Raw genomic sequence first — 18,340 nt, 5'->3', positions numbered from 1 at the left:
GGTTCTCATCGTTTGTCATCCCTCGCCATTTCTTCGTCAGCCTTTGCCTGTGCAGCCTGCAGTTCATCAGGGGTCATATCCTCAATCTTCTTTCTGCCCTTCAAAATGGTGTAAAAACGGCGTTTGAACTCGAACTCTGTCTCGCTTTCTTCTCGCTTGGTGAGACCAATTCCCAATTGCGGTATCGATGCATAATCCAGGCTTGATACGATTGGCTTGCCGTGTCCGCCGGAAACGATGGAATGGAATACAATAAGCGGTTTCATTTCTTTGGGTACGCAGGATTCAAGTTTTTTGACGCGCTGATTAAGAGCCATGCCGAGCCTCCAATTCTGTGAATATAGTTCCGACTGGCCCTTCCAGTTTTGCCGAATCCGAGATTCTGCGCCAAAGAACCGGGCTGCGTTTTCCGGATTCCAGTTCATTCAATCCCATCGCAACAATTTGCGCGTTTGAGGACCGTGCGCACCATTCTTCGGTTGGTTGCACATCCTTCAACCGAGCCGAGCTTACATTCAAAAGTTTCAATAGCTGTTGTTTTGCGTTCGGTTTGTTTGAGAGTTTTCCGTGCGCTTGCTTTGCCAGTTTTTCGAGAATGCTTAGTCGCCTGTCGATACTCATTTCACTGACTCCAGCGCTGCTATCCTTGCTTCAAGTTCTGTCGTTTCCAGGGTGCGCCTGTACTGCTCCACGAGCCCCATGACCGCTGCACCTTCGAGTGGTGTGATATCTCCGCCCGAAACAGCCTGCAGAACCGCCTGTGCGGCGTCAGCAGCGTCGCTTGCGTTTTTCATGGATGGGAGGCCGAATTGAACCGGAGAGTCCTTCCTTGGCGGCGCTATGCGTTCCATGCAAAGACGAAGGGCAGGGCCATCGCCCTCCAGTGCTAAATCAACCGCTTTCTGAGTGATGGCTTCGGACTGGCCTTCGAGCAGTTCTTCGATTGCACGCGTAACCCTGTGACGGGTTCCTTTGGGCTTTCCGGGATTGCCTTCACCAAAGGTTCCATCCGGGTTTCTATCCGAATTCGTTCCGCTTTTTCGGTTCATTGCGCCCCCACTTCCTCATTGTCTTGGCTCAATTCGGTTGCGGCGTATCCAACAAGCCATTCAGTCAGACGACGCTCAACATGCCTGCTGCGGGTTTGTGATGTTTGTGGTGTCAGAAGGGCTGCGAACAGTTCCGAATCTTCCACCGCATCCCTCAGCAAAGCCGACGCTCTGTCGTTGGTCAGGCCTTCAAGAATCCGCTGCATCCGGCGAGACGCGAAGTTTGCCGTCAGAAGCGATGCACCACTTGTTCCGGCTCCAGCCTTGGCCCCTTGTCGCGCTGCAAAGGTACGCCCCAGAAAGCTGATGATTGTGTTTGGTAAATCATCAATAGGTGCGTCGAGCGAACCAGCCTGCGCAGATTTATCCAGCAACCGAAATTCCCGCGCCACGCGATTCAGGCGCTGTATCTCTGCGGGGTCAAGTATCTGGCGAATAGCTGAAGCTGTTTTGCCCTCAGTTAAAAGCCCGGAAAGGGTATCACCGGAAACATTGCGATTGCCTTGTGCGTCCAGACCTCTTGAGGCGCTTTGAACTAGGTAATCAAGAAAACCGCTTTTAAGGCCTGCCAGAGCATTGCCAGTCTGGTCCCTTGAGGCTTGACGCCGTAGCTCTCCTGCCGCCGCCGCCGGGTTCCTCGTTTTGAATACTGCCGCCGCAACTTCATTCCCCGGTGATGCATTTACAAACGCTGCTCCTACGCTGTCGCGTGGATTATCTAATGCCCGAACAATAGCATTCACCCTGTCGGAAGTCACATCAACTGCACGCTGTGTTGCTGTTGTGCTGGTGAACTGTTCTGCAAGGGTTGGAAACCTGTCCATGGTCTCCCGGTTTACCCGCATGAAGTCCTGAGCGCGATTTGCTGAGAAATCCCCCCGTGGTGCTGTACGATCCGTAAACCGACCTTTCAAAAAGTCCTGAATGGCTGTGTCTGCGGTATCGCCTGCCGTTGCGCTGCGAATGTCATCCACTGCAACCGCACCACGCGTTCCAGCACGCCCAACAGTCGCGCTTAAGGCAACTTCGGGAGCAATGGCATTACCACCGTTTCTTTGACGCCCTGTGATGCGCCCAACCGTGCCCTGGTTAAAGGTTTCGTTCACCACGCGGGAGAAAGCGCGGGCTTCGTTGATCTGCCTGCCTACCGCTGTGCTGTTTGGTTTTATTGCCCCAAGGTCTTCAAGGATTGCATCGGCCAGCATGTTGGCGATACGCGCCCGGTTTTCCTTTGGCGCAACACCTGAAAGAGCTTCGCGGGCTGTTTGGCGCAACCGGCTGTAGAGCCCATGCATTTCCCGAACTGTTTCAGATCCACTAAACCCACCATCTCCGAGAAGACGTTGCGCTTCGGTTGGAATATCATCGAACTGCGCGCGCGATGTATCTGCCGCAATTTCTGTGAAAACCGTCTTCACGTTCTGTGTACCGACTGCCGTATCTCGTGGTATTTTTCCCCACAGAAACCGCTCCTGGTTTGATGCCGAGGAATACGCTTTCTCGATTTCTTCACGAACAATGACAGAGCTTGCGGATTCACGCATTTGCGGAGAAACGCTTTCAAGCTGACTGGATGCATTCTGACGTGCTGCATTGAGCCTGTCTGTCAAACGGGTGCGAAACTCCTCACGCCGTTTTTCAATGAAGTCTCGTGCATCGTCTACGGTTCTGCCTTGCCCCGGAGCGTTTAAATCTCCCGACAAGGTTTCCCGGCTTTGAATGCGCCGCGCTGCAAGCCTGTCCCTGATTTCTGGGTGGTTGTCTGCAATGGCATTTTCCAGCCGCATCAGGCCTTCTTCGCCTGTTCGTTGAGCCGGAGTAAGCCCACCAATGCTTTCGGAGTCGAGCGTTGCTGCTGTTCGTTCCGGATCAGCCACGAGACCGCGTAGACGCTCTGAAGCCCGCGCTCTACCTCCTGCTTCGGTAAATGGTGCAATGGCTTTCTGTGAGGCACGAATAGCCGTTCCGGTACCTGGCAAAGCCCGCGCTGTTGCACCTGCTGCACGGGTTAATGCTCCTGGCCCTGTAGCTGCTGCGAGGGAACCAAGAACCTCCCCAGCAAACCTTGGAAGTGTCCCTGAATCCTCACCCGCCAAATCGTCTGCAATGTCACCGCCGGCACGCGCACCACCACCTGCAGCAACCTCTGCCGAAGTCGCGCGAACAGGTGTGTTCACAAATGGTCGCTGTATTGTATCACCAACGCCTTTTGCAGTGCCTGTGAGTTGCGAGAGAAGCTTTGCACCAAGTCCAAGAGGTACAAGTGCGCCCAAGGCTTCACCGCTGCCTATAACAATGCTTTCAAACATGTTTTCCGGGTCACGGCGGCTAGGGTCTGCCCCTACCGCTTCCATGCCTTGTCGAATGCTTTCTGACCCGCCAAATGCGTTTTCTATCTTTGGCCCGGACTCGGTCCCTGTGATGGGAAAGTTACCCTCACCGTCAGGTGTTGAAATAAACCTGTCAGGCGAGAGAAACTCGTTCGTTAAGTGCGTTGCACCATCAACAATACCCCCGACACTGCGTGCAATGCCTTCGTTCAGAACCGACATGACGGGTTGGTTTCCGCCCATGCCTTCCGCAATCTCGGTAACAGTGCGCTCCTGGTCTTCCGGGCTCATTACGAGGAAGTCGTCAGAGACCTCGACCTTGCGGCCTTCGATTTCGAGAACAGTCATTCTACAACCCTCCATGAAACGCCGCCGCTTGTTTGGTTTCCGCCTTCATTGCCGCGTGTTCCGAAACTTTCGATAACTGCGTCGTAGTCGGTCAGAAGCCGCGAAAGACGGGTCATGTTCTGAGTTGCCTCGGCCCGCATTTTTGGCGTCACCGCAGATTGCACCACGTCCTGGTTCATCAGGATGGCCTGGTAAATCATCGCGCGGGTTTGGTTCAGGCGTTCCCGTGTTCGCCCCGAGCCCTGCCAAATGCTGTTCGGCGTGGTTGTGAGCTTTTCGAACTGCTCAAGAAGATAGTTTGAAGGCCTGCCAGCAACACCGTCCGCGAGGGTAATCATTGTTTGCGTGGCAAGGTTTTGCATGGCTTGTGTTGCCCGTTCATTGTTTGGATCAATCAAGCCACCACCCAAAGCATCCGAAACCGTGTTCGCCAGACTTGCGACAAAGCCCCTGCCACCTGTTGCCTGATCAAAATCCGTACCAGTTGGCATTGTTCCGGTTTGTTCTGGGGTTAACGTTTCTTCAGGTGCCTGCGTTCCTTGCGTGAATGGTCGTCCTGTTCCTTTGTCGATGACCTGCGCTTGACCAGTCACCGGGTCGCGGCTGATTGCAAGACGCCCTGAAGCAATGCCTTTCGCTGTGATTTCATCAAGGCCGGTTTCCATCAGCATTTGAACCTGCGCATCACGCGCCGTGGTGTTTGGTTGCCCGCCGAAATCAACAGCCTGAGGCCCACCCTCTGCATTGAGGTCTACGAGGTTGCCACCAACTGTTCGGTATTGGTCCGACGGGTCAGTCGGCGCGTTTTGTTCGTCAAAGCGGTTGAGCGAGTCAGCAATGCTGAGATAACGGCTGGCAATAACTTCACGGTTCTCGAATTGGCCAATCAATGTGGGTTCATCGAACTGACGCATCATAGCGTCCCACTGTTCAGATGTCTGAAGCTGCATACCCATGGAAACAGCTTGCTCAATCTCTTTGGCCTCCGTTGCACGTTCTGCCGCTGACATGGTTGCCGCGTGTTGCTGAATTGCTCGTTGTTCCTGTGCCGAAAGCACGTCCATGCCTTGCCGCGTTGCATCCATGCCCAATCTTGTTTGCTGAACACCAAGGGCTTGCTGCGGGTCGAGCGTTGCCAAAGCATTGAGCGCGTTCTGGTTGCCACTCGCTATTCCCGGCCCTTGCGTTTGGTACAAATCGGCAAGCGCATTTTGACGCTGAACGGTATTTGTCTGTGCTGCTGCGAGCGTGCCCTTGGAAAGCGCGTTGACGATATCAGGCTGTCTGCCCTGAAGGATGATGTTTGAATTGAGTTGTGTCATTTCTTTTGCTGCCTCGTTGCCTGTATTCAGTGAAGACCAAAACTTGAGTGGTGAGCCAGTCGAGGCCAGTTCCAATCAATGCATTTGGTTTTGCTTCCCGCGATAACCGGCGCAGCAATCATTTTGAGAAGCGCCTGCATTCCTGGGGAGAAAGGAGTGATTTGGGGTTTGGTCATTGCCTGCTCTTTGAATTTCTCGACCACCGGGACAACTGGGACACCCCCTAAGGGGTGTGTCCCGTATGTCCCGTCTATTTGGTCCCGGGACGAAAGGTCCTTGTCCCGGCTTGTCCCGGTTGTCCCACTATTGGTTTTCATTTGGGACCATCCAGACGAAGTTGTTGTAAATACGTATTAAATTCTTGCTTTGAAGCGCTGTCTTGTTGCGGTTGAACGCCCGCTTCATGCTGTCCCGGTCGTCAGAATCCGCCAAACCGTGCAAATCGCAGGAATCACGCCACTGAGACAACAAAACACAGGGTACATTGGGGTAGTCGTCACCCTGCTTTTTCTCGCCATGTTTGCGAATTGCATCGCCTAGCGCCTGCAGCGCGACTTCGGCTTGGCCGCTGATTTTAGGTTCGTGTTTTACCGGATCTGTGGGCTCAACAACTGCGGAAGTTACGGCATCTCCGTCCTCGTCATAGCCAATGAAGACATCGCGTAGTTTGTAGGCAAAAACCTTTTCGCAAATCATATCTCGTTGCTTGCGCGTTTCAGCCATCACAACATCGCCTGAGCGCGTTAACTCGATTTCTGTATCAACAGCAGCCCTGAGGCTACCGCTGCCTCTGGCACCTTTTGAGGTGTCCTTACCGCTGTGGTGAATGACCATGACATGCGCACCAGTCTCGTTTCGCAGGTGGTCTATGTTGCGCACAAACGCACCCATGTCCTTGGCGGTGTTCTCGTCCCCGTCGCCCATTGAGCGTGCCAGCGTATCAATCACGATGAGGGAGGGGGATTTGCTTAAACTGCTGAGAGCCCGGGTAAGGGCTGTTGCGTCACCTGAATTGCAGAGATTCAATGCTGTGGGCAGAAGAAGAAAGTCACCATCTTCCTCGGTATGTTCCATGAGGTCAGGGCGTTCGCGCCTGATGGCTTCAATCCGGTTGTTAAGGCCTCTGCCGCCTTCGCCAGCGACGTAAACCACGGGCCCGGCATAATCCTCGTCATGAGGCACCCTGCAATCATGCCAGTTCTTTGCAGCGGCGATATGCATTGAGAGATCAAGGGCAAAGAAAGTCTTGCCGACGTTGCTTTCCCCATAGACCACAGACGCGGTGCCGCGATCCAGCCAGCCTTTGACAAGATAGCGAGACTGCAGAACCGGTTTGATTGCGTGCAACGGTTTTAATTGCGAAGACAGGTCTGCGGCACGCCCTGTCAGTTCAGGGGTGATTTTGCCGACCAAGTTCCCGACAAATTGAAGGTGCTCTGCGTCCTGAGCTTCATATGTCGCAAAGTCGCGCATCATGTAGCAGCCCCGTTCTTTACGTGCTGAAGAAAGGCGGCTTGATCCTGCGGTGAAAGGCGATTGTAGGACGCAAGGCAATGGGCTTTGCGTTCGCCGGTTGAGGCCATATCAGCCCAATGAGACGCCTGGTCCATGGGAGAAAAAAGTGGAGATTGCGGCATGCCAGCACCGTGCAGAAACATCCCTGCAACCTCACCAGCCTGATCTTCATCAAGGGCCAGGAGAAACGCTGCTGCGGCGCGCCCGCATTCGGTGGGTGTGAGCCGCGCCTGAAACACCACCGAAGCATCTGTCCAAGCACGCTCATCACCCAAAGTGAGGGCATAGCCAAGCATCTTGCTCACGCGTTTGTGATCGTCCTTGCCATACAAAGACATTGTTGAGCGACCCGGCAACGGCGTACAGCTCGGCGAGTGAGTGTTCGAACTTCCCTTTAAGGAAACGCCGTTGCCAGTTACCGAGGGCACGGCGTTTTCTATTTGCTGCGTGCTCATGGTTACGCCGCCTCACCATGAGCCTGCGTCAACATCTCATCGACCTGGCTTTCATTCCAGTAGAGACGACCACCAAGCCGTATAGGTTCGGGAAGACGCTTGCCTTCAATATCCCTGTACAAGGAACTCCGCGAACGTCCGCCAAGTTTTTGGGAGAGCTGGTTGAGGTTCAAGTATGTCATGCTTCACCATTTCCTTTCGTGGTGAAGCAAGATTATCATTAGAATACAGTATCTTGCAAAAACAATCGGTGCGGGATAAGTCGGGTGCTTATTTTCCGCTCGGCAAAAAAGTAGTTCTGATATCCCGCATGATTTCAGCCTCCACATTCATACGTTTGGTTTCCAGTTCTTGACGCTTAATGTGGTACTCAGGTGAGAGCGCATTCATTGGCAGTTCGGTGTCAAAGGTAACGCTTCTCGAGTTGATCCGGTCTATGGCTGCAAATTCCTGACGAAGTATCTTCTTATCTGAGTGAGTCATTAAGTTCTTTATCTCACTGTACTTTGTCTCACGTCCCAAACTATTCAACGCATTTTTTACGGCATCACATGCGCTAAAATGAGCCGCGTAGTCGCTACGGGTTAAGGTCAGACTAAATTGGCGTTCAATCAACAAGGTAACGGAATGGGTGTACCAAAGTTCCAACCAATTTTTTTTTCGGGGTCTGTGAGTTGGTGTCTTGCGCTTTCGTTTGTCCTGAAGCACCTCGAAAGCAAACAGGATCAGACCATGCGGAATGCTATCGCCGCTGAGGATATTTGAACTGCAAATTTTAATGCATAAATCGAAAAACTCGCAGTGTTCTTCCGAAAGTTCAGCCAAATCTTCCAACATTGAATCGGAAAAAGTTAATCCATTTTTTTGACCGTAGGACGCAACTGCATCAGCGAATGTGAATTCCGAGAAATCTAGTTTGCCATCGACAACACGATCTTTAAATAGATCACAAGCCCAACTTACTGCTTCAAAAAACTCTTTGCTCATTTCACCATCCTCACAACTTCACCTGAACCACCTGTTACATGATCCGCCCACCGCTCCATGAGGGCGCGGCGTTGTTCAAGATAATCAGTCCGGCGATAGGTGCGCTCAACCCTGGAACCAGTAACATGCGCCATGGCTGCTTCTGCTACTTGCTCTGAAGCATCGGTTGCTTCTGCGGCCCATGTCCTGAAACTGGACCTGAACCCATGTGGGCGTGCTTCCATGCCTCTGCGCTCCATCATACGGCTCATCGTTGCGTCCGAGATTACACCCTTGCGTTGGCTGGGGAATAAAAACCCATCACGTTCAAACGGCTTGGCTTCCTCAATCACCGCCAGTGCTTCTTTAGACAATGGAACCCGGTAGTCAGTTGCCTGACCTTTGCGGGCCTTCATGTTCTCAGCCGGAACGGTCCACACGTCACCTTCAATCTGATCGAGCCTGCAAAAGCGAACTGGCTTTGAGCGCAAGTTTGTCAGGATCAACAGGCGCAGCGCCAAATGCGTGGGTGTTCCATCTGACAGGCTTTCGTAGAAGGCTGGAACCTCTTGCCATGGCAAAGAAGGGATATGTGAAGCCTTGTGTCTTGTTTTGCCGAGAAGCGCCTTGGCTTTCTCCGTTGCCTGTACATCTACATCCAGCCCCATTGCGGCTGCGTGGCGCATCACAATACTGAGGCGGTTCATGGCTTTTCGGGCTGTATCTGCTTTCTCGTGCCAAATTGGGGCAAGCGCGCTTTTTATGTCCCGCTGGTCAATATCCTCGACAGGCACCTTTCCAATCTTAGGTAAGACGTGATTCTCAAGTGGTGAAAACCAGCGACCGGCTTTGCCATCGCCTTTCAATTCAGCTTTGCGGGCCTCAAAGGCTTCTTCCGCTACAGTCGCAAGTGTGTGGTCTTCACGGAAGGCTTCACGCTTCAACCGTTCCCGTTCCTTGATAGGGTCTTTGCCTTCACGAACAACGGCGCGCCATTTCTGAGCAGCGTCACGCGCTTCCTTCAGGCCAACCTCACTCAAAGGCCCAAGGCCCATTTCCCGGCGTCTGCCATGAACAGTGACTCTTAGAAACCATTGCGCGCCACCATCCGCACGCTTGTGAAGCCACAGACCGCCACCATCGGATATCTTGCCAACCCTGGCGTTTTTCACTTCTGCAATCGAGAGCTTGTTCAATGCCACCATATTTCTGTACACCCCACAGTCCACCCCTACATATAGTATAGAGTGAAACAGAATGGAACAGGGTGAAACAGCTAAAGAACCATAATTACTTGATTATGTGATTTTTTGGAACAGTTTGGCACTATATGGTGTATGCATTCAATGCCGCCCCCGGGCACCATTAAAATCAATTAAAAAGTATTTTCGAAAAATAACTTTTTATTAATTAACCGTCGTACCAATATGAACCACGAAGGAGGTTGCCGCAGCCATGGGTTTGGCCGGTGTATAAAATGTGGATTGCGATGACGTGTATAGTTTATCAGTGCTCCCATTTCATCAATAGTATCGGCATCAGAATGGAGCAAAAGCGGGTTCTCTTTCGCGAACACCTCTGCGACATGTGACACACGGTTTGGTTTCGCAATGTCACACCCAGCTAAGGGCTACACAATATCCGCTGAGGCCATTTTGACAAACCGGTTAAAATGAGCGTTCGCACAGATATTTTGTTCATTCTGATTGAGTCTGACCTAATGCGGCCCGGTGTACGCTGCGGCAAGCTCGCTCATTATTTCGAAGGTTTGATCGCCGGATTTGTCATCAGACAGGATAATTTCCAAACCTATAAAATCTAGAGCCAGTGCCGGTTCAACGGCTTCTCGGACAAAGCGCTCTTGATTTCACGCCATACCGACCATTTTTCCCCAAATATCACGCACGCATACATTTCGGAAAGAATACAATCAGCAGCCCGTCAGTTTTAGCGCTGAATAACACCAGAGAAGTTTTGGAATTCGACGAAAACCTGATTTGGCTTATGGATGTAGACTACTATAAACGATGTCACGATGAATTTGGCCCACCGCTTGTTATCGACGACATATTGGTGGTGAACCGTCTTCATGGGAGCCAGGTGAGTGCTGGTATTCCAAAAAAGTTGGTTCGGCACGAACTGCGAATTGTCAAAGATAAATACGTTGATCAAATGACACTTGCTGACCGTCTTTACTATCTCAAGAAAATTTTAAGGTAAGGTGCGTTGCTTGGTAAAACCCATACCGGTCAAAATTTGGTATTGTTGATCGGTCGCCAACCTTTTTAATTTCTTGCTTAGAAATGCCGAAGGCGCCAAGCAACTTGCCGAAGAAATCATCCGGTCTTCAAAAATTATCGCGATCATTTCTTCGCAAAATGAATATGCGTTTGTCCAGTCGAAAACGAATTTTTCAGCGATGCATAAATCTGTAGGCCCTCAAATCGCAAAGCGGGCGTCTTTTCCAGAATTGCAGATTGATAAACCTTTCATCACGGCTATCGCGTTTTCCGAAATTCTGTCTTGTATCCGCTCCTTGGTGGTGGTGATGAGATAGAAATCTTCCCTTATCAAATCACCCTAAACTGTCCCAGTGACGTAGAAGTTAGATAAGAGCTTTAAGAAATTTGTACTATACTTTAAATTGTAGAAGTAATATCAAAAAGAAAAACTAATGCAGTAATAAGAATATATTAGACCGTTTTTCCTGTCGGATGAAATATAAGGGAAAATAGTAAAACTTCTTTAGGTAGAAAATACCCAAGCGAAATACGATCTGTGAAAAGCGATAAAATGAAGTTCTTAATGCTTGAATCAATACTTTGGGATGTGCGTGATGCCCGAAGCTGAAATTGATGCTTTTTCAGCACGCTTCCGTGCTCATTCCCTCGACAGTCTTCAAAAATCGAAGAACAGCCAAGCGCAGTTTTGCGACTACAAGATTGGTGAACTTCGCCGCGTTGCCGATCAAGCAAAGATGAAGTGCCCGAGAATCCTTAATTTCGGGAGTGGTATTGGAGGTTCGCTTTCTGGTTTCCGCCGAAGTTTTAAAGAATCTGAACTTACGTGCGCCAGCTTTTCCAAAGAATATATTGCGTGCGCACAACAGGAGTTTCCCAGAGCAGAAGACCACCTGCTCGTTAGAGAAAGCGGTATTCCGATGCCTGATGCGAGCTTTGAACTCGCTTTTTCGAACTGCGTCTTCAACCAAATTCCAAAGGAAGATCACCAGAACTGGTTCAAGGAACTGCAGCGCGTCGTCAAGCCGGGTGGCAAGCTTGTGGTTTTCGAGCCTAACCCCCGCAACCCATTTTCCGCACGGACGGCTGGTATGCACTCCTCTGGTGCCAACGTGCGTCTTATCGGGCCACAAGAAATGAAGCGAACTGTTCTTGCCGCCGGTTGGGACGGTGTGAAAATCGACTACCACATCTTACTTCCTGCGATGCTTGCAAAGCTGCGTCCGCTTGGGCGCGGGCTGCGGTGGTGTGGTTTAGGTCGGCAATACATGACAGTAGCAGAGCGTTGGGTATGAAATTGATTGGACGCCAACTGTCGCGATACCTCCTGGTTGGGCTTTTAAACACTGCGGTTGGTGGATCAGTTATCTACGCGATGCACAATGGCGCAGGGCAGGGCATTATTCTGTCTAACGTTGTCGGCTATGGATTTGGTTTATGTGTCAGCTATATTGGAAATCGTCACTGGACCTTTGAAGTTTCAAAGCCCGGACTGTTCGCACCCTTCCTGTTCCTGCTGCTCGTTTTAATCGCCTTTTGCGTAAATCTGGGCGTGACTATCGGTCTTGTGGGCGTGGGTGTCCGATACAACGTTACACAGTTTTTTGGGTTATTGAGCTATAGCGCCCTTGTGTTTCTGGGCTCCAAATTCATTGTCTTTGGTGAGCGAAAGAACGCACATGCAGAATAGGTCTGAACATGCACCGACGCTGGCCTTTGTTGTACCGTGTTACAATGAAGAGGCTGTTATCGAGGAGTTGCTCAAGCGTTTGCAGGCCGTCTCGGAAGACTTGCTAAAGAGCGGCGCTATCAGGCAACCCGCGACCCTTGTTCTGGTGGATGACGGATCGATTGATCGGACATGGAAACTCATCCATGCTGCGTCAAAATCTGGTCTGGTCCGTGGTGTCAGACTTTCGCGAAATCACGGTCACCAGGCGGCGCTGTTGGCGGGTTTGATGGCAGCGAAAGAAGAGGTTTTGATCAGTCTGGATGCCGATCTTCAAGATGATCCAAGCGCAATTCCGAAGATGCTCCAGGCCTACGCGCTTGGTGCTGATATCGTTTTTGGTGTTCGGGCATCGCGCAAGTCCGATACGGTTTTCAAACGTCGCTCGGCACGTTTGTATTACAAGTTGCTTGAAAACATGGGGGTCGATGTTGTCCCCGATCACGCGGACTATCGGCTGATGAGCCGTAAATCCGTTGAAACACTTCGGGAATACGGCGAAGTAAATCTGTTTTTGCGGGGTATCATCAAGAACCTCGGGTATCAGGTGGAAATCGTCGAATATGATCGTGTTGAACGGTTTGCCGGAGACTCAAAATACCCGTTAACAAAAATGCTGCGTTTGGCGATTGAGGGTGTCACCTCATTTTCGACCCGGCCGTTGCGCTATGTCACCTGGATTGGCCTTATCGTAGCTCTGATCTCATTCCTGCTTGGATGTTACTCAATCGTTATCTGGTGGCAAGGCGGCACCGTTCCAGGCTGGACATCTATCGTCGTGCCAACCTTCATGTTGGGCAGTTTTCAGTTGATCGCGCTTGGAATTGTTGGCGAGTACCTTGGCAAAATCTACCTTGAGACGAAGCGGCGTCCACAGTTCATAATTGACGAGATTGCCGAGCCGGAGACCCCTAATTGAAAGATGTTTCTATTCTGGCCACCTTCATTCTGATTGCAGTTGGTGTTGCTTTTCCGATCCTGACACATCCCTTTTTACCTCTCGTGGATCTGCCGAACCATATCGCACGCCTTTTCATAGCGGCGAACCCAACCAGCGTGCTCGGGACTTATTTCGACTATAATCTTGGGATGACGCCGAACTCAGCAGTTGACCTTTTGTGGTACATTTTGGGCTATCCGTTAGGGCCAGAAAAGTTCTCACAGATTGTTATGGCTGTTTATGCGGTCAACTTCCTGGTTGCCGTTATGGTATTGGCACGTGTCGTTCAGAAGAGATGGGCAATCTGGCCAGCTACAGCAGCCCTTCTGGTTTACAATGCACCGTTTTACTGGGGGTTTCAGAACTATGTGTTTTCTGTACCGTTCGCGATCTATGGCTTCACTCTATGGATTGTTCTCGAAGGGCGGTCAAACGGGTTGCGTGTTGCGTTGTTTGTTCCATTCTGCCTGTTGCTTTTCGTGATGCATTTGTTTGCATTTGCGCTGCTTGCTACGGCAGTTTTAGGTCGTGAGGTTCAACGCATTGTCGAATCCGGCCTGGGTTGGAGACGCACGCTTTCTGGCAATCTTGTACTGTCAGTTCCATTTGTGATCCCTGTTGGGTTGCTTGCCTATAAAATCGGCTCTTCTGTTCCTAACCCCGAAAGCTCTCGAACCCAATTTGGCAATCTCTTTGAGCGCTGGCACGCCCTGAGTTCTCCGTTCGGCGGAAACCCAGGTTCAATTCAGATATCAGGTATGGTGGCGCTGGTTCTGTTGCTGGCCTTATTCCTTTTTGCTCGGCGAAAGACAGGTCCACGTCTGATTGTTACGCAGTCAATGACGGGTCCGCTGGTTTCATTGTTTTTACTGTCGGTTTTCTCGCCATTCTGGGTGAATGGAGTGGCCTTTGTTAATATTCGTTTCCCGTTCGTCCTTATGGCAATCTTTATCGCAGCAACGCATTGGCGTGGCGTTTCAACGAAGTTTGGCGCGTTTATTGGGATGTCGCTCGCCCTTGTTTTGATTGTTCGGGTTTGGGAGTTTGACCGTCTGGCGACCGAATACAGCGGTAATATTCAGAACTTGAACTCGGTTTTAGAGTTTGTTCCTGACGGCGCGCGAATATTGCTGATGCGTGGCCCCGGTATGCGGCGCGACGTACGCTATGCCCATGTTCATGCATTTGTGGTTCCGAGGGCGCAGGCGTTTATACCAACGCTGTTCCAAGGGGTTCATTTGCTTAGACTGAAAAAAGAATGGACCAACTATGCTCATTCTGGAGCCTTTCTGATCGACTCCAGGCGCACCATTAAAAGGGTGTCGTTCGAAGATGCGCCAATACGATCTGATTTGCACGACTTCTGGGCCAATTGGCAGGAAAAGTTTACGCATGTTCTGTTGCTTGATGCTGCGGAAAGTGATCTGCCGGAGCCTCCCTCTTTGGAACAGATCGCTCAGAGTGGTCGATTTACGCTCTTTCGCGTCCGGTCTGAAAATTGAAGGTGTCAGCGCGCGTGACGAACGTCGAAGCTGTGTGCAGCAGCAATCTGTAAACATTTGGTTTTATTCAGATAATGTAGTGAAGTATTATCACCTTACAACTTAAAGAATAAAAGAACTTGCATATACATCTAATCGAAGATTACAAATTCTGAAACCTTGGATGTGCCTACATCTTTCTATCCATTGTGCGGAATCTCAAAGGAACAAAAATGCCCACCTACAACGTGACAACGGTGAACCTGATGCTCACCGAAGACCAGAAATCAGAAGTGGCGATGGCCATTACTACGGCGCACAACAAAAGTACCGGCGCGCCTGGTTTCTTTGCGCAGGTCATTTTTCACGATGTAGCGAATGGTCAGCATTTCATCGGTGGCAAGCTGAATGATGTGTCACACATCTTTGTTCACGGCCTGATCCGGGCAGGTCGCACAACAGGCGCAAAATCTGGGCTCATGGCACAGATCAGAGATAGTGTTGTAAAAATCTCAGGTTCAAGTGAAGAAGACATCTGGGTGTACGTTCAGGATATTGAGGCCGAGCAGATGATAGAGTTTGGAAGGTTCCTACCTGCACCCGGTGAAGAAGATGCGTGGAAAAAAGAAATTTCGGACAAAAAGCGCGATGAATTCGCGCGCGCTGGCGTGGTGATTTAGGGCAGTTTCGTCAGAATACTCGTCTTGAGTGTTGGATTTAACCTGTTCCGCCAGTTCCGAGTTTAGGTCAAGCCCGAGCGCCGCTTTCGCGCGCATGGCGGCGGCCTGTAAGATTTCATCAGCAGTTTCGCGACGCGCCTGAAACTAACATCCCAACTTCAGGTTACAACATTTCAGTACTTTTTTCATAGCCTTGTCCTCCCCAAAGATTTCAGATTTCTTTTGCAAAACACGAACAGAGACAATTTTGTGCGCTACAAATTGGAACAGGGTAGCGCGACATTAAATTAAGGCATCGATTTAAAATATATTTCCCTTTCCGCTGAGTGACCGTTTCGTATAAAAAGGTTAAGTCGAAAACCATTTGCTAAAATGATGTACTTTGGTTTTCGCTCGTGGGGGAGAATACCGTGATCAATGATGGTCCTAAAACAGTGTTGTTCGTCGTATCAGCGCCCGAGCGGGCCGAAGATATGATAGATGCAGAAGCTGCATCAGTGGAGCTTAGCGTCGAGGGTGTGTGTGATGCGGAATACGCCAAGGTGGTTCTGAAGGATGCTTTTGGTGAAATCTGGATGCGGGATGATGTTTATGTCCTATCCGGAGACAATTTCGAGGCGTTGCTTCAGGAATAACTAGCGTTACCTAAAGGACGCTGAAACTTCTGATTTTCAATTGGAAGGCCTTGGTCCCGTCTCAGTTGTTTGACCGTTTATTGTCTAATCCGCTGCAATATTGCCTCTTGCTGTCCTTGTAGCAACTTTTACTTTGGCACTTTGTCGCCACATCATTTAGTATGTGTTGCCTCAATGCTGACAAAATGATCTACTAAAAAGAAAATCCGATATGATTTTGAGGCCGCAACCAGACGTTTTTTCGAGGCAAGAAAGAATGGACACTTTCCAATCCAGACCTGACAAAGATGCGCTAAGGCAAAACCGTTCAAGGCTTTTTGCGCTTTGGGGAACGGCAGTGCCTGCACCGGCTGTTCCGATCGCAAGGGCACCTGAACAACCTGCACCAGCGATCAAACCAACACTCAGCGAACAAGACCGTGAAATGGAAGAACTGATTGCACGGTTCGCGGAAGCCGACAATGATCAGATTGTTATCCACGGCTAGCGCCGAACGTAAAGAACACGACATCAAAACCCGGACCATTTGGCCGGGTTTTTCTTTTTGTCAGCTTTAGTACAAATGCCTTACTCGGCTGCAACTTTCTCGTCTGCAACCAAACCAACGATATCAAACATGATCTTGTTCAGTTCAAAATCCTTGGGTGTGTAAACTTTTGAAACACCCATCGCACGCAAGCGTGCGGCGTCATCGTCGGGGATAATGCCGCCAGCCACAACAGGCACATGCCCAAGACCTGCCGCGCGCATTTTGTCCATCAACTCCTCAATCAGCGGAATGTGGCTTCCTGAAAGGATTGATAGACCGACAACATGCGCCTCTTCTTCCTTGGCCGCCGCAACGATTTCTTCTGGTGTCAGGCGAATACCATCATAGGTTATATCCATCCCACAGTCGCGGGCGCGCGCCGCGATTTGCTCTGCCCCGTTTGAATGGCCGTCCAGTCCCGGCTTACCAACGAGAAATTTCAAACGTCGTCCAAGTTTATCGCTTACGGCGTTTACCTGTGCGCGAATTTCGTCGAGTCCCTCAGTGCGATTTGAGGGGTTTTTGCTAACGCCAGTCGGGGCCCGGTACTGGCCAAAGGCGCTACGTACAACATCGCCCCATTCACCTGTTGTTGCGCCTGCTCTTGCCGCCGCGATAGAGGTAGGCATTATGTTTCCACCTGATTGAGCCGCAGAACGCAGGCTGGAGAGCGCGGCCTGCACCGCTGATTCATTACGCGCGTCTTTCCAAGCCGAAAGACGGGAGATCTGGTCTGCCTCGGCATAGGGGTCAGCGGCCATTGTTGCGCCATCGCCTGCCGTCAAAGGGCTTTCCGCAGCTTCTGTCCAGCGGTTAACGCCGACAACGGTCGTATCACCCTCTTCAATTTTGTTAATCCGGGTTGAGTTGGATTCAACCAGACGGGATTTCATATATCCAATCGCTGCGACTGCGCCACCCATCCCATCAATCGTGGCAAGCTCTGCGCGTGCGCCGTCTTTCAGGGCGTTTACTTTACGCTCGACTGCGGGGTTTCCGTCGAACAGGTCTTCATATTCCAGCAGGTCGGTTTCATAAGCTAGAATTTGCTGCATCCGCAGCGACCATTGCTGATCCCACGGGCGGGGCAGGCCGAGTGCTTCGTTCCAGGCCGGAAGCTGTACTGCGCGTGCGCGCGCGTTCTTTGACAGCGTCACAGCAAGCATTTCAATCAGAATACGATAAACATTGTTTTCCGGCTGCTGTTCGGTCAACCCAAGCGAGTTAACCTGAACGCCATAGCGGAAACGGCGGAACTTGGGATCTTCAACGCCATAGCGTTCGTGACAAATTTCATCCCACAACTCTACAAAGGCGCGCATTTTGCAAAGCTCGGTTACAAACCGAATGCCTGCATTTACAAAAAAGGAAATCCGCCCGACCATCGCGGGGAAATGTTCTGCGGGAACTTTGCCTTTTAGATCGTCAAGAACCGCCGTCGCTGTTGCGAGGGCGAACGCCAGCTCCTCCTCCGGCGTCGCCCCCGCTTCCTGCAGGTGATAGGAACAGATATTCATCGGGTTCCATTTCGGCAGGTGTTCGCGTGTGTACGCGGCAACGTCTGTGATCATCCGCAAACTTGGGGCGGGTGGGCAGACATAGGTGCCGCGCGACAGGTATTCTTTGATGATGTCGTTTTGTACGGTGCCTTGCAGTTGTGTTATGTCAGCACCCTGTTCCTCGGCCGCAGCGATGTACAGCGAAAGCAACCACGGGGCGGTTGCGTTGATTGTCATCGAGGTGTTCATCTTCTCAAGCGGGATTTGGTCAAAAAGTGCGCGCATATCGCCAAGATGGTTGACCGGAACCCCAACTTTGCCAACTTCGCCCCGTGCCAGCAGATGGTCACTGTCATAGCCCGTTTGGGTCGGTAAATCGAAAGCGACAGACAGCCCGGTTTGTCCTTTCGCCAGGTTGGTGCGGTAAAGTTCGTTTGACGCCGCGGCGGTTGAATGCCCGGCATAGGTGCGGAAAAGCCAGGGGCGGTCTTTCTGGGTTTCAGACATGGGCGTCCTTCGATTTGATGGCAAGCAAGAATATTCCGTCTGGAAAGACATAGTTGGAATTTTGTGTCTTTGTCAATTCGCTGCGTTGCGGCATAGGTGCATTTACCCGGATGAA

The 18,340-nt window shown here is 51.0% G+C and carries 20 protein-coding genes; 9 read left to right on the top strand and 11 right to left on the bottom strand.

Translation table 11 applies throughout. The annotated features are described in order from the left end of the window. Positions 1-5 precede the first annotated feature (5 nt). The 10 genes from MWU63_RS09495 to MWU63_RS09450 all read right to left on the bottom strand — a co-directional run bounded on the left by MWU63_RS09495 (position 6) and on the right by MWU63_RS09450 (position 9,190). Positions 6-317 (bottom strand): hypothetical protein, encoded by a 312-nt coding sequence (locus tag MWU63_RS09495; RefSeq protein ID WP_247077682.1) that lies wholly within the window; start codon positions 315-317, stop codon positions 6-8. Further along, a complete protein-coding gene (locus tag MWU63_RS09490; protein ID WP_247077680.1) occupies positions 307-621 on the bottom strand; it encodes a hypothetical protein in 315 nt (104 codons plus the stop codon). The genes MWU63_RS09495 and MWU63_RS09490 overlap by 11 nt, the downstream gene beginning before the upstream one ends. Then, entirely contained in the window at positions 618-1,049 is a 432-nt protein-coding gene (locus MWU63_RS09485) for a DUF5681 domain-containing protein (RefSeq protein WP_247077677.1), read from the bottom strand. Before MWU63_RS09485 ends, MWU63_RS09490 begins: the two co-directional genes overlap by 4 nt. Beyond that, on the bottom strand, positions 1,046-3,727 hold the full coding sequence (locus MWU63_RS09480) for a hypothetical protein (RefSeq protein ID WP_247077675.1): 2,682 nt from the start codon (positions 3,725-3,727) through the stop codon (positions 1,046-1,048). The genes MWU63_RS09485 and MWU63_RS09480 overlap by 4 nt, the downstream gene beginning before the upstream one ends. After that, positions 3,724-5,049 (bottom strand): hypothetical protein, encoded by a 1,326-nt coding sequence (locus MWU63_RS09475; RefSeq protein WP_247077672.1) that lies wholly within the window; start codon positions 5,047-5,049, stop codon positions 3,724-3,726. The genes MWU63_RS09480 and MWU63_RS09475 overlap by 4 nt, the downstream gene beginning before the upstream one ends. A 303-nt stretch (positions 5,050-5,352) precedes the next feature. Next, complete coding sequence (locus MWU63_RS09470) at positions 5,353-6,525, bottom strand: helicase RepA family protein (protein WP_247077670.1); 1,173 nt, start codon at positions 6,523-6,525, stop codon at positions 5,353-5,355. Then, a complete protein-coding gene (locus MWU63_RS09465; protein WP_247077668.1) occupies positions 6,522-7,019 on the bottom strand; it encodes a hypothetical protein in 498 nt (165 codons plus the stop codon). Before MWU63_RS09465 ends, MWU63_RS09470 begins: the two co-directional genes overlap by 4 nt. A 2-nt stretch (positions 7,020-7,021) precedes the next feature. Continuing rightward, complete coding sequence (locus MWU63_RS09460; RefSeq protein WP_247077666.1) at positions 7,022-7,201, bottom strand: AlpA family phage regulatory protein; 180 nt, start codon at positions 7,199-7,201, stop codon at positions 7,022-7,024. Between the two features lie 88 nt (positions 7,202-7,289). Continuing rightward, complete coding sequence (locus tag MWU63_RS09455; RefSeq protein WP_247077664.1) at positions 7,290-8,006, bottom strand: hypothetical protein; 717 nt, start codon at positions 8,004-8,006, stop codon at positions 7,290-7,292. Continuing rightward, a complete protein-coding gene (locus MWU63_RS09450; RefSeq protein WP_247077662.1) occupies positions 8,003-9,190 on the bottom strand; it encodes an integrase arm-type DNA-binding domain-containing protein in 1,188 nt (395 codons plus the stop codon). The genes MWU63_RS09455 and MWU63_RS09450 overlap by 4 nt, the downstream gene beginning before the upstream one ends. A 467-nt stretch (positions 9,191-9,657) precedes the next feature. Between MWU63_RS09450 and MWU63_RS09445 the strand changes: the two genes are divergently transcribed. The 9 genes from MWU63_RS09445 to MWU63_RS09405 all read left to right on the top strand — a co-directional run bounded on the left by MWU63_RS09445 (position 9,658) and on the right by MWU63_RS09405 (position 16,177). Next, a complete protein-coding gene (locus tag MWU63_RS09445) occupies positions 9,658-9,807 on the top strand; it encodes a hypothetical protein (protein WP_247077658.1) in 150 nt (49 codons plus the stop codon). A 152-nt stretch (positions 9,808-9,959) separates the two neighbouring features. After that, the gene (locus MWU63_RS09440; protein WP_247077657.1) at positions 9,960-10,205 is read left to right on the top strand and encodes a hypothetical protein; all 246 of its coding nucleotides are present in this window, start codon (positions 9,960-9,962) and stop codon (positions 10,203-10,205) included. 616 nt (positions 10,206-10,821) lie between these two features. Continuing rightward, positions 10,822-11,520 carry a class I SAM-dependent methyltransferase gene (locus MWU63_RS09435; RefSeq protein ID WP_247077656.1) on the top strand — a complete coding sequence of 233 codons (699 nt, stop codon included), beginning with the start codon at positions 10,822-10,824 and terminating at the stop codon, positions 11,518-11,520. After that, on the top strand, positions 11,517-11,915 hold the full coding sequence (locus MWU63_RS09430) for a GtrA family protein (protein ID WP_247077655.1): 399 nt from the start codon (positions 11,517-11,519) through the stop codon (positions 11,913-11,915). Before MWU63_RS09435 ends, MWU63_RS09430 begins: the two co-directional genes overlap by 4 nt. Next, the gene (locus MWU63_RS09425) at positions 11,905-12,873 is read left to right on the top strand and encodes a glycosyltransferase family 2 protein (RefSeq protein ID WP_247077654.1); all 969 of its coding nucleotides are present in this window, start codon (positions 11,905-11,907) and stop codon (positions 12,871-12,873) included. Before MWU63_RS09430 ends, MWU63_RS09425 begins: the two co-directional genes overlap by 11 nt. Further along, entirely contained in the window at positions 12,870-14,396 is a 1,527-nt protein-coding gene (locus MWU63_RS09420; RefSeq protein WP_247077653.1) for a hypothetical protein, read from the top strand. Before MWU63_RS09425 ends, MWU63_RS09420 begins: the two co-directional genes overlap by 4 nt. Before the next feature lie 212 nt (positions 14,397-14,608). Next, on the top strand, positions 14,609-15,055 hold the full coding sequence (locus tag MWU63_RS09415; RefSeq protein ID WP_213887580.1) for a tautomerase family protein: 447 nt from the start codon (positions 14,609-14,611) through the stop codon (positions 15,053-15,055). Between the two features lie 410 nt (positions 15,056-15,465). Further along, positions 15,466-15,690: a hypothetical protein gene (locus MWU63_RS09410; protein WP_213887581.1), complete on the top strand. Its 225-nt coding sequence runs from the start codon at positions 15,466-15,468 to the stop codon at positions 15,688-15,690. Between the two features lie 256 nt (positions 15,691-15,946). Next, positions 15,947-16,177 carry a hypothetical protein gene (locus MWU63_RS09405; RefSeq protein WP_213887582.1) on the top strand — a complete coding sequence of 77 codons (231 nt, stop codon included), beginning with the start codon at positions 15,947-15,949 and terminating at the stop codon, positions 16,175-16,177. A gap of 80 nt (positions 16,178-16,257) precedes the next feature. Here MWU63_RS09405 and MWU63_RS09400 read toward each other — a convergent pair whose 3' ends face one another. Beyond that, complete coding sequence (locus MWU63_RS09400; protein ID WP_213887583.1) at positions 16,258-18,276, bottom strand: protein meaA; 2,019 nt, start codon at positions 18,274-18,276, stop codon at positions 16,258-16,260. Positions 18,277-18,340 lie beyond the last annotated feature (64 nt).

The organism is Pseudohalocynthiibacter sp. F2068 (genome assembly GCF_023015645.1).
Lineage (GTDB): Bacteria > Pseudomonadota > Alphaproteobacteria > Rhodobacterales > Rhodobacteraceae > Pseudohalocynthiibacter > Pseudohalocynthiibacter aestuariivivens.
This window is presented reverse-complemented; position numbering and strand designations above follow the sequence as displayed.